The organism is Tahibacter sp. (assembly GCF_035481375.1).
Classification (GTDB): Bacteria; Pseudomonadota; Gammaproteobacteria; order Xanthomonadales; family Rhodanobacteraceae; genus Tahibacter.
Window position 1 is genome coordinate 1 of the sequence record NZ_DATIGT010000340.1, and the last position, 11,455, is coordinate 11,455.

General features: G+C 69.2%; 11 protein-coding genes. 5 read left to right on the forward strand and 6 right to left on the reverse strand.

The window, feature by feature from the left end:
- Nucleotides 1-60: 60 nt before the first annotated feature.
- A complete protein-coding gene (locus tag VLF18_RS22390) occupies nt 61-1,185 on the reverse strand; it encodes a serine hydrolase domain-containing protein (RefSeq protein WP_325281849.1) in 1,125 nt (374 codons plus the stop codon).
- Between the two features lie 49 nt (nt 1,186-1,234).
- Between VLF18_RS22390 and VLF18_RS22395 the strand changes: the two genes are divergently transcribed.
- The gene (locus VLF18_RS22395; RefSeq protein WP_325281850.1) at nt 1,235-1,462 is read left to right on the forward strand and encodes a hypothetical protein; all 228 of its coding nucleotides are present in this window, start codon (nt 1,235-1,237) and stop codon (nt 1,460-1,462) included.
- A 157-nt stretch (nt 1,463-1,619) separates the two neighbouring features.
- Here VLF18_RS22395 and VLF18_RS22400 read toward each other — a convergent pair whose 3' ends face one another.
- Entirely contained in the window at nt 1,620-2,294 is a 675-nt protein-coding gene (locus VLF18_RS22400) for a potassium channel family protein (protein WP_325281851.1), read from the reverse strand.
- A 31-nt stretch (nt 2,295-2,325) separates the two neighbouring features.
- Nucleotides 2,326-2,883: an XRE family transcriptional regulator gene (locus VLF18_RS22405; protein WP_325281852.1), complete on the reverse strand. Its 558-nt coding sequence runs from the start codon at nt 2,881-2,883 to the stop codon at nt 2,326-2,328.
- A 187-nt stretch (nt 2,884-3,070) separates the two neighbouring features.
- Between VLF18_RS22405 and VLF18_RS22410 the strand changes: the two genes are divergently transcribed.
- Nucleotides 3,071-4,291 carry a Xaa-Pro peptidase family protein gene (locus VLF18_RS22410; RefSeq protein WP_325281853.1) on the forward strand — a complete coding sequence of 407 codons (1,221 nt, stop codon included), beginning with the start codon at nt 3,071-3,073 and terminating at the stop codon, nt 4,289-4,291.
- Nucleotides 4,292-4,400: 109 nt separating this feature from the next.
- Here the strand turns inward: VLF18_RS22410 and VLF18_RS22415 are convergent, their stop codons facing one another.
- The gene (locus VLF18_RS22415; protein WP_325281854.1) at nt 4,401-5,819 is read right to left on the reverse strand and encodes a transglutaminase-like domain-containing protein; all 1,419 of its coding nucleotides are present in this window, start codon (nt 5,817-5,819) and stop codon (nt 4,401-4,403) included.
- Complete coding sequence (locus tag VLF18_RS22420; RefSeq protein WP_325281855.1) at nt 5,819-6,127, reverse strand: hypothetical protein; 309 nt, start codon at nt 6,125-6,127, stop codon at nt 5,819-5,821. The genes VLF18_RS22415 and VLF18_RS22420 overlap by 1 nt, the downstream gene beginning before the upstream one ends.
- 222 nt (nt 6,128-6,349) lie before the next feature.
- On the opposite strand from VLF18_RS22420, the gene VLF18_RS22425 reads away from it, so the two are divergent.
- Both VLF18_RS22425 and VLF18_RS22430 read left to right on the forward strand, forming a co-directional pair.
- Nucleotides 6,350-8,035: a GAF domain-containing protein gene (locus VLF18_RS22425; protein ID WP_325281856.1), complete on the forward strand. Its 1,686-nt coding sequence runs from the start codon at nt 6,350-6,352 to the stop codon at nt 8,033-8,035.
- A complete protein-coding gene (locus VLF18_RS22430) occupies nt 8,032-8,670 on the forward strand; it encodes a response regulator transcription factor (protein ID WP_325281857.1) in 639 nt (212 codons plus the stop codon). The genes VLF18_RS22425 and VLF18_RS22430 overlap by 4 nt, the downstream gene beginning before the upstream one ends.
- A 151-nt stretch (nt 8,671-8,821) precedes the next feature.
- Here VLF18_RS22430 and VLF18_RS22435 read toward each other — a convergent pair whose 3' ends face one another.
- On the reverse strand, nt 8,822-9,739 hold the full coding sequence (locus tag VLF18_RS22435; protein ID WP_325281858.1) for a nuclear transport factor 2 family protein: 918 nt from the start codon (nt 9,737-9,739) through the stop codon (nt 8,822-8,824).
- Nucleotides 9,740-10,018: 279 nt separating this feature from the next.
- On the opposite strand from VLF18_RS22435, the gene VLF18_RS22440 reads away from it, so the two are divergent.
- Entirely contained in the window at nt 10,019-11,353 is a 1,335-nt protein-coding gene (locus VLF18_RS22440) for a M28 family metallopeptidase (protein ID WP_325281859.1), read from the forward strand.
- Nucleotides 11,354-11,455 lie beyond the last annotated feature (102 nt).

The following is an 11,455-nucleotide window of genomic DNA, read 5'->3' on the forward strand; positions in this document are numbered from 1 at the left end:
GGGCCGCCAGCGTAGCGCGTGGCGCGCATCGGTCGAAACCGGCTTCAGTCGACGCCGTCGTCAGTCGAAGCCGTCGCGCAGGATCGCATCGCTGATCTCGACGGTGACGCAGGCGCCGCCGTCGACGAGCGCGCGCGCCTCACCGAGCATCTGCAGATAGACCGGCCGCGCAGTTGCGTTGATGTTCGCGCCGCCGCGGATCATGAAGACGCCGTAGAGTCCGCGCGGACGATCGATCCACGGAAAGAAGCCGAACGCGCCTAGGCTCGAATGCGTCGCGAGGCCGTTCGCGTCGGGCAGGGATTCGATCCAGTTGCCGAGCGCGTAGCGCAACTGGCCCGGCGGCGGCGCGCTCGGCGGCGCATAGGCAATCGGCAGGCCGCCGACGTTGTCGGCGAACAGCGGCGGCAGCGCGGCGATATCGAGCACGCGGCGGCCGTTGCCGACGCCGTCGTTGACGAGCATCTGCAGCAGCCGGCCGTAGTCGCGCAGGTTCGAGCGCGCGCCGCCGCTGATGCGGTAGTTGCTGGTCGCGCCGAGCCCCTGCCAGTCGATCGTGGTGATGCCCAGCGGCACGCCGATCGCCGCGTTCCAGCCCTGCTGCCAGTCCTGGCCCGTCGCGACTTCGGCCATGCGTCCGCCGACGTGCATGGATATTCCGCCATAGGCGAACTGGGCGCCGGGCGTCCAGCCGTTCGGCATCGCGACGCAGCAGGCGACCGTGTCGACCGCTGCAGCCAGCGACGGCTGGTTCGTGCGCAGCACCGGACTGTCCTCGTCGTCGCCATAGCCCGCCGTGTGCGAAAACATCTGGCGCAGCGTCATCTGGCCTTTCGTGCCGGTGAACTGCGGCAGCACCGAGGAAACCGGCGCATCGAGCGCGAGCGTGCCGCGCGCGGACAGCTGTGCGATGCGCGTCGCCGACAGCAGCTTCGTCGCCGAGGCGATCGCGACGACGGTATCTGCCGTGTAGTCGCCGAAATACTGCTCGTGCAGCACGCCGTCGCGGCGACCGACGAGAACCGCGCCGCCCGAAAGACCGGTCGTCTGCAGCAGTTCCTGCATCGCGGTGTCGAGCGGCGAGAAATCGCAATCGGCGCGGACGGTCGTGGTACCCAACAGCGTCAGCACGGCGGCGCCGGCACGGCGGCGCAGTGCGGCGGGAATGCGGGAGCGAAAGTTCATGTCGGCGTCTCGTCGGTCAGGGCGGCGATCGCGCGGTGCGAGGGCGATCATGCTGCTGCAACGCGTATCCCGCGCGTGCGTTGACGCTGCGGTATGGTCGGCGCCGGTTTCCTGGTCGGACCGCCCGGCAACAGGGGAATGGACGATGACCGGGGACGTGTACGCGCCGCCTGCGGCGCGCGTGGAGGATGTCGAGGAAATGCCGGCGCACAAGCGCGCGTTCTATGTCGCGGCGCTGCGCAAGTTTATACGTCTGTACGTGTTGACATTTCAGTAGTGGCGGGTCAATCGGGCCGAAGGCGACGAAGGCGGCAGCACCAATGCGTCACTGACGGCCGCGAACGTCGCGTGGATGATTGCCGGCGGCCTGTTCTGGGCGCTGTTCCTGTTCAGCCTGGCCGCGACGATCGTGGATCCGCACGCGTTCGAATGACTCAATCCTCGATCCTGCTCCGCGCGACGCGGAGCATGCCGAGTCCGATCAGCCGCGACACGACGACGGCGATGTAGCCGATGCCGGCGAACTGTTCGAGCATGACCAGCGCGCGCGCCGGCATGCCGAGCGGAATCACGTCGCCGATGCCCACACCCGACAGCGTCGTGAAGCTCAGGAACAGCAGTTCCATCCAGCGCCGCGGTTCGGCCGGCGCTCGCAGGCCGGTGAAGCTGTCGGGATACCAGGACTGGCAGACGAAGAAGGCGTAGGCGAAGCCCCAGGCCAGCAGCGTGAACGTCGCGCCGGCGGCGAAGTATTCGTCGGTCGTCACGCGGTGGTCGTGCATCATGTAGGCGATGAGGCTTCCGGCGGCGTAGAAATACAGCATCGATTCGAGCACGGCCGAGGCGACGAGCAGCTTCGCGCTGCCGGTGAAGATCGCCGAAACGGTCAGCACCACCGCGGGTACGGCGAGCAGCAGCGCGATCCAGGTGCGCGCCGGGCTGCGGTCGACGACCCAGACCGACAGCGATACCGCGACGACGCCGATCGCGCCGAACAGCATGCGGCCGCTCTCGTTGTCGTCGATCAGCGGATACAGCACGAGGCTCAGCAGCTGCATCGCGAGCAGCAGGGCCGACGGATGGCGGCGCAGCAGGGCGGAAGGCGTCATCGGGAAGCCGGTAAAAAGGAAAATGGCGGCGTCACGCGTCGGCCTGGTCGTCGAAGATCGGCAGCGTGCCGACCGAGACGACTTCGGCCGGCGTCGCACCGGTGTTCGCGAGGAAATGCTGGTGGCGGCCGTCGAAGTGCAGCGAGTCGCCGCTCTCCAGCGGATAGTCGACGCCGGCGACGCAGTAGCGCACGGCACCGCTCAGCACATAGACGAATTCGTCGCCGCCGTGGGTCACCGATTCCGACACGTAGCCGACCGGCAGGCACATTCGCACGGCGTTGATCTGGCTGCCCGGGAACGAACTCGAAAGACGTTCGTAGGTCTGCCCGCGGTCGATCGTCGAATAGCGGCGGCGATGGCCTTCGCGCGAATCGGGCGAGCGCTGTTCGGGCTGGTCGATGAGCAGGCGCAGCGGCACGTTCAGGGCCCGGGCGATGTTCGCGAGCGACGACAGCGACACGCCGGAGAGATTGCGCTCGGCCTGCGACAGAAAACCGACCGACAGCCCGGCCTCGCTCGCGACGTCGAGCAGCGTCTTGTGCGCCTCGCGCCGGTAGCGGCGCAGGCGTTCGCCGAGTTGCTCCATGCTGCCTCCACCTCCGGTCTTCCCCCGACGCCTAAGGTAGCGTGCGTGCGAGTCCGCTCGCCAGCGACCGATGGCGCGGGCGCGCTTCATTCCGGCGATATGCCGAATCGATTTAAGCTTGACTAAAATTTTAGTCCGACGTAATTATTTCGCGCCGCCGCGTCGGCGGCGTCCCCGGGGAATATCCATGAGTCTCGGTATCGGCGGAACCTCGCGCGAGGCCGCGCTGGCAAGCCTCGCGCCCATGCTCGACGGCGTCGCGCCGATCGCGTTGCCGGAATACCGCGAGCGCATCGCGCGCGCGCAGGCGCTGATGCGCGAGCAGGGCATCGCTGCGCTGTATCTGCATGCGGGCACGAGCCTGCGCTATTTCACGGGTCTGGTCTGGCGCGGCAGCGAACGGCTCGTCGGCGCGTTGCTGCCGGCGCAGGGCGAGATCGAATACCTCGCGCCGGCGTTCGAGGAAGGCACGATCCGGGGCTATCAGGTGCTGCCCGGCGCGATCCGCACCTGGCACGAGCACGAAAATCCGTACACGCTGCTGCGGCAGCGTCTCGAAGCGCTCGATCCGGCGCTCGGCCGCCGCGCGGGTCTCTGCGAGAGCACGCCGTTCTTCGTCGTCGACGGCCTGCGCGAAGCCGGCGGCGACTGGACGTACGTCAACGCGAAGCCGGTCACCGCCGCCTGCCGCATGCGCAAATCCGACAACGAGATCGCGCTGATGCAGCGCGCGCACGACATGACGCTGGCCGTGCATCGCGCGACCGCGAGCATGCTGCACGAAGGCATCACTGCGGCCGAGGTCGACGCGTTCGTCGATGCCGCGCATCGCAAGGTCGGTGCGGCCGGTTCGTATTTCTGCATCGTGCTGTTCGGCGCCGACAGCGCGTTTCCGCATGGCGTGAAGCAGCCCAAGCCGCTCGCCCGCGACGAAGTCGTGCTCATCGACACGGGCTGTCTCGTGCATGGCTATATGTCGGACATCACGCGCAGCTATGTGTTCGGCACGCCGAGCGCGCGGCAGCGCGCGGTCTGGGAAGCGGAAAAGACCGCGCAGGCCGCGGCGTTCGCGGCGGCACGCATCGGCGCGTCGTGCGAGAGCGTCGATCAGGCCGCGCGCGCGAGTCTCGAAGCGAACGGATTCGGTCCGGGGTATGCATTGCCGGGCCTGCCGCACCGCACCGGCCACGGCATCGGCCTCGACATCCACGAGTGGCCGTATCTCGTCGGCGGCGACCGCACGCCGCTCGCGCCGGGCATGTGCTTCAGCAACGAGCCGATGATCTGCGTGCCGGGAGAATTCGGCATCCGTCACGAAGATCATTTCTACATGACGGTGCAGGGGCCGCGCTGGTTCACGCAGCCGGCACACTCGATCGACGATCCGTTCGGGATTGGCGCGCGGTGACGCTGGGCGTTGTCGCTTTCGTGGACGGGGCTGGCGCTATGCGCTGCGCTTATTGCGCCGCGGCGTCTCTTGCCGTGTCAGTTCCTTTTGCAGCTTTCGCGGACTTCGCTTATTGCGCGCTGCGGATCTCTGCCGCGGCGACAAGGCGCAGCGCGCGCACGCGTTCGAGCACGCCGGCGTAGTCGCCGACGGAGCCGTCGCCGATCGCGAGCACGATGTGCGTGGAATCGAAATCGCCGACGCCAGCGTCGAAGCTGACCCAGCGCGAGCCGTTCCAGACCTGCACCCAGGCATGCGGGCTGAACACGTCGCGTTTTCCGGTGAAGCGGCTGGAATAGAGCAGGCCGCCGACGACGCGCGCGGGCAGTTGCTGCGCGCGCGCCAAGGCGGCGAGCAGCACGGCGAATTCGGTGCAGTCGCCGCTGCGCGTCTCGGCGGCCTGCAGGGCGCTCGCATAGCCGAGCGTCTGGCGGCCGCCGGTCATGTAGCCCTGCACGAAGCGCACGAGCCTGTTCATGCGCGCCTCGGTCGTGCCGAACGCGGCGGCGTTGCGCGCGAGCGAGCGCAGGTTCGGATGATCGCTCTGCACCCAGGCGTTCGCGGCACGATAGCGCGCGAGTGTCGCCGCGTCGGGCGCCGGCTCGTCGCCGCAGTCGGCGCAGATCGTCACGACGCTGCGGTTGCCACGGCGAACGACGGCCTGCTCCCCGGTGCCCGGCAGTTCGGGTGCGGCGCCGTCGGCGGATTCGAAGACATAGCGCAGCGTGCGGCGACGGACGCCCGCCGGCACGTGATAGGGCGACGCGACGGTCAGGCCGGCCAGCAGGTCGAAGTGCTGTATCTCGGCGTCCGCGCAGTCCGTGTCGCAGGCGCGGCTGTCGAAACGCGCGCCGGCGAGATTCCAGGCCGGCAGCAGCCGCTGCTGCGACAGCGACCAGTACAGCGTGCGGCGCGAGCGACCGTCGCCGGCGTCGGATTCGCGCAGCAATTCGAGACGATCGCCGATCGCCACGCCGCTGCTGCTCAGGCGCACCGCGGTAATGCGCGCTGCGGACAGATCGACTTCGCTGTAGGAAAAAGCCCACGGCTGGCCCGCGGGTTGGGCCGCGATGCGCCGTTGCAGGCCCGCGTCCACGAGCAGATCGGGCGGTGTCGCCAGCGTCGTTCGCTGCACGCGCAGACCTTCGCGGCGACGCAGTTCGATGCGCTCGCCGTCGATGCGCGCTTCGGCCGTCCACGCGGACGGACCCGCTGCCGCGCGCTGCCACAGCGACAGCGGCGTGCCGTCGCTGCGCTCGCTGCTGCGTTGTTCGTAGGACCGCCATTCGCGCGCATTCATGGTGCGCACGCCGATGCGCGCGGTTTCCTGCGTGCGCACGATGCCGTCGGATTCCTCGCGCGCGAAGACCGCTTCGCCGTAGCGCACACCGTCGTGTTCGATCGCGGCGACGCGGCGTTGCGCCGACGCCGACGGCGCGAACGCCGTCAGCACAAGGACGACGGCGACGGCAGACGTCGCCGGGTGCATCAGCGCGGCTGCTGCGCGGCCGCGTCGTCGAGGAACGCGTTGCCGTCGCGTGCCGGCAGCTCCGGCGCGCCCGAGCGTTCGTCGCGCGCTTCGCGGGCGCGCTCCTTCGCGTCGCGCACGGTGCCGAGCATGACTTCGACTTCCTCGAGCCGCACGTCGTCGGCGGACTTTTCGCCGCGGACGATGTGGCTGCCCGTGGTCTTCTTCGGCGTGCCCTGCTGCGCGAAGGCCGGTGCGAACGCGAGCGCCGCGGCAATGCCGAACAGCGCGGTGGCGAGGGAACGGGCGGAACGTCGCTGCGTTTTCATGAGAACTCCCTGATCGAAGGCGTGACCGGGCCCGACGCGCAGGCGCGCGGCCGAAATGCCGGCGAACCGGCGACGAGGAACGTGGAACGGATGCGGACTTCCGAGGCGAGTCCGGCCGCCTTTGCGCTTGGGCTACTATGCGCGTCGGGACCGGTACTCCGTCGACCGCAGTCCGCCGCAGTCGCTTGAAGCAACGGACGGTCACCACGTCGGTTTCGTCGCATGACTGTGCTCGCCGCCGATCTGCAAGGTCAGTCGCGTCAGCTCGGACTGCTCTGGCGTCTGGTCGAAGACATTTCATCGGAACTCGCGCTCGAGCCGCTGCTGACGCGCATCGTCGCCGGCGCCTGCCAGTTGATCGGTGCCGACGACGGCACGATCGGCCTGTACGAAGCCGAGCACGACTGGATACGCACGGTCGCCGTCTATCGCATGCCCGAGCGCGAACTCGGCGCGACGATGCCGCGCGGCGTCGGCCTCGCCGGACACGTGCTCGCTACCGGCCGGACCGCGCTGCTGCGCTACGGCGATCTCGATTCGCTGACCTTGCCCGAACTCGCCGACAACCAGGTCGTCGGCATTCCGATCCTCTGGTCGGGACGACTGATCGGTTTCTTCGGCATCGGCGCCGCACCGCCGCGGCGCTTCAAGCGCGAGGACGTCGCCGCGCTGGAGCTGTTCGCGCGCCACGCGGCGATCGCGATCACGAACGCGCAGCGCTACCAGAAGGAGCGCCGCCGCACCGACCGCTTCCGCCTGATCGCGCACGTCGCCGGCATCATCCAGGCCGAGGACGACATCGACGCGATGCTCCAGCGCAGCGCCGACGCGGTGCACGAACTGCTCGGCTTTGAAAATGTGGATATTCCGCTGGTCGACGAGAAGCAGCGCGACGTGCTCGTCATCCGTATCCGCGGCGGCGACTACAAGCGGCGCATCCGCGGCGAGGATCGCGTGCCGATCTCGCGCGGCATCATGGGCGCGGCCGTGCGCGAACGCTGCAGCCAGCTCGTCAACGACGTCGCCGCCGATCCGCGCTACATCACGCCGCCGGGCATGACGCCGCCGCTCGCCGAACTCGCCGTCCCGCTGTCGGTCGGCGATGAAGTGCTCGGCGTGCTCAACGTCGAAGGCAATCAGCGCTTCGACGAACTCGATCTCGGCAGTCTCGAAGTCATCGCCGACATTCTCGCGGTCGCGGTGCACAACCGGCGCCTTGCGGCCGTCGCGCGCGACGCCGCGGTGTTGCGCGAGCGGCAGAACCTCGGCCGCGAGCTGCACGACAACGTGACCCAGATCCTCTCGGCGATCGGCCTCCTGACGCAGACGCTGTCGGCGGTCTGGGAACGCGATCCGGCCGAAGGACGCCGCCGCGTCGAGCGCCTGCATCAACTCGCGCGCACGGCGCACGCGGAAATGCGCAACCTGCTGCGCGAACTGCAGCCGCCCGAACCGGTCGTCACGCGCTCGCGGCGCAGCCGCGCGGTGATCTGCGTGGAGCAGCTGCGCGAACACGCGCTGCCTGGCGCGCTGAATCAGCTGCTGACCGCGATGGTTCCCGAAACCTTGGAGCTGCGCATGGATTTCGCCCAGTACGAACCGCAGCAGATCGAGACCGAGGCCGCGCTGCTGCGCTGCTGCCAGGAAGCCGTGTCGAACGCGGTGCGGCATTCGCGCGGCAAGCGGCTCTGGATCGCCGCGGCCGTGCGCGACGACTATTGCGAGCTGACCGTCGCCGACGACGGCGCCGGTGTTGCCGCCGATCATGTGCCCGGCATGGGTTTCCGCAGCATGCGCGAGCGCGCCGCGGCGCTGTCGGGCGAAGCGCTGATCCGCGCGCGCGCGCCGCGCGGCACGGAGGTGCGCGTGCGGCTGCCGCGGCGCGACCGCGCGCCGGTGCAGCCGTGAGCGCGCGCATTCCGGTCATCCTCGTCGACGATCATTCGGTCGTGCGCGAAGGACTGCGCGCAGTGCTCGAGGAAGAAGGCGATCTCGACGTCGTCGCCGATTTCGCGAACGCGCGCGATGCGATCGCGGCGGTCGCCGCGCTGCGCCCGCGCGTCGCGGTGCTCGACCTGAAAATGCCCGACAGCGACCCGGTACAGAACATCCGCGGCTTGCGCGCGGCCTGGCCGGCGCTCGAAATCCTCGTGTTCACGAGCTTTGCCGAAGACAGTCTCGTGCGCGACGTGCTCGCGGCCGGCGCGACCGGCTATCTGCTGAAGGATGCGTTGAGCAGCGACCTCGTCGCCGCGGTGCGCCAGGTCGCCGCCGGCGTGCCGTGGCTCCATTCGACCGTGCAGCGGCAGCTCGTCGCGCGCCTGCGCGCGCCGGGCGACGACGGCGTCGCGCTGACCGCGCGCGAACTGTCGGTGCTGCGGCTCATCGCGCAGGGGCTCAGCAACAAGGCGATCGCGCGCGAACTGTCGCTGACCGAAGGCACGGTCAAGGGCTACGTGAGCCAGATCCTGCAGAAGATGGGCATCAACGATCGCACCCAGGCCGCGATGATCGCGGTGCGCAAGGGGCTCGTGCGGCCGTGACGTGACTCGGAGGCGGTCGCCGCGCGGCGGCGGTTCGAATCAGGGAAGAGTGCACGGGCGTGAGAAAAGAATGGTGCGAGGCCCGCTTCCCACTCGTTTCTCGCTCCTCGTCACGCGCTCTTCCACGTTTCCCGGCGCGTGCGCCGCCGCCTCACTCTGCGACGTAGCGCCACGGCGAGGACGTATCCGGGCGGCGCCAGATCGTGAAGAACGGAATCGGCTTGCGGCTGCCGTCCGGGCCTGCGGCGTTCGGCTGCAGGAAGCCGATCGTGATGCCGAGATCGCCGCTGCCGGCGACGATGACTTCGTCGGGTGCCCAGGTGACCGGACTTGAATCGGGCGGGCTGCCGGCGGCGACGACGTCCGCGATGTTGTCGGCGCCCAGCACGACCTCGGCATTGTCCGGGCCGCCGAGATTGATCGCATCGCTGCTGCCGTATTTCGCGAATGCGGGGCCGAGGCCGATCTTCTGCGCCTCGTCGGAAAACGCGCGCTCGGCCTGGTCGAGGCTGCGTGCGTATTCCTGCGTGCGCGTCGCGTCGGCTGCCGCGCGCGCGAACCGCGCCGGAAGCGCCGGCGGCATCGGCGCCGTCGAAGCCGGCGCGGTCTTCGCGCCGCTGCGCTTGTAGACGACGACGCGCCACTGGCCGTCGCGGCGTACCCAGTAGGCGAGGTATTTCAGCGGCTGCACGCTGTTGTCGGGCTTGTGGAGCCGCATGTAGCCGAAAGTGAATCCGTGCTGGCCGTCGCCGGACACGCCGCCGCGCTGCGGCGTCCAGTCGATGCGCGATTTCTGATAGTCCGGCGTGCTGCGCAGGTAGTCGCGGGCTTCGGCGACGCCGCGCGCGAAGCGATGTCCGGGTACGGGCATGACGACGTCGTCGGCGAACATCGCGCCGAGGCCGCTGACGGGGTCGGTCTTGGCGCTGGCCGCGGCGAACGCGCGGTCGGCATCGAGCAGGGCGTCGACGGCGGCCTGAGCGTCGGCCGGTTCCGCGGGTGTCGCGGCCTGCGCGGCCGAGCAGAGCAGGACCGTGGCGGCCATCGTGGAGAACAGTTTCAGCAGCATGCGGATTTCCAGGAAGTCAGAAGAGCGGTACAGCGCGGCGCGGCGGCTGCGGTCGTGCGGCTGTATACCAACTGCGCGCGGCAAGGTGCGCCGGCGGCGGCGTCAATTCGCCGGATACGGCAAATCCGTGACGAGCGTCATTGCCGCCGCGCGCGGCGCTGCAACGTCGCTCCGACGCCCGTCCCGGCGACGGGAGTGCGCAGCCGTGCGCGTGCGGTCGCACTCCGGGCCGATACGGCCGGCTAGACTCGGCGTGTTGCCTGCCCCCGGAGTCGTTCCATGCTGCTGCCCGCACTCGGTCTGATGCTCGCGCTGCCGGTCGCGGTGCCGCAGGAACGCGCCGCCGTCGTCGACATCCGTGCGGCCACGGCCGCCGATGTCGCCGCGCTGAAGCAGGACAGTGGCGTGCAGTGGTGGCTCGAAATGGGCACGCGGCTCGTGATCGGCGGCGAGCGCGACGCGATCGGAAAACTGGCCGGCAGGCATCCGTCGCTCGGTGAATTCGATGCGCTCGACCGCGGCGATCTGGCCCTGCGCGCGGTCGGCTGCGATCCCGGCGAAGCGGCGCCGGGCCGCCTGCTCGTGCAGAGCGGCCGCTGGCAGCTGCGTCAGCTCGATCGCGGTTCCGCGCTGCCGGCGTCCGACGGCCACGAGATCTGGCGTCGCGTCGGAACCAGTGCCGTCCTTGCGCGCCAGTTCCGGCTCGACCTGCCGGAAGGCGTCGCGCCCGATCCACTGATCCAGCCGATCGTCGAGCGCATCGACGCGACACGCTGGTTCGCCGATCTCACGCAGCTCGCCGGCTGGGACCGGTCGAGCTATGGCACGACCGGCCTCAACGCCGCCCGCGACTGGATCAAAGGGCGTTTCCAGGGACTCGGACTTGTCGCGACGACGCCGGACTTTGCGATGCCGTCGGCGAGCGGCGGAAGCATCACGCGACAGAACGTCGTCGGCGTGTGGACGGGCACGGCGCTGCCGGACGAATGGATCATCGTCGGCGCCCACTACGACTCGCGCAACAGCAACGGCAGCGCCGTCACGAACACGCCGGGCGCGGAAGACAACGCGAGCGGCTGCGCCGGCGTCATCGAAGTCGCACGTGCGCTGCTGCCGTTCAAGCCACGGCGTTCGATGCTGTTCATCTGCTATGCCGGCGAAGAACAGGGACTCTACGGCAGCACGCGTCACGTACAGGCGCTGCAGTCCAGCGGCGACATCGCGAAAGTCGGCTCGGTCGTGATCATGGACATGATCGGCTACAGCGCCGACGACGCGCTCGACGCCCTGTACGAAAGCCGTGCGGCCTATCAGCCGTTTCTCGACCGTTTCGGCGCCGCCGCGGCGGCCTATGTGCCGGGTCTGAACATCACGCTGAGCACGAATCCGTTCGGATCGGACCACATGCCGTACCTCAATGCGAACAAGGAAACCGTGCTCGCGATCGACTCGGACTATGCCGACTATCCGCACTACCACCGCAGCACGGACACGCCGGCAAACATGGGCGTCAATGCGCAGGCCATGGGCGCGGCGATCCTCAAGACGAACGTGGCCGTGCTGGCGGAACTCGCCGGCGCCTCCGACCGCCTGTTTGCCGACGGCCTGCAGTGATCCGCCGCCTCCGCGCTACGGCAGCGCGTTGAAACGACAGCTTTTTCGGTCTGTGCAAAAAGCGACATGTGCGCAGACACCGGTTTCCCTTATCCGTACGCC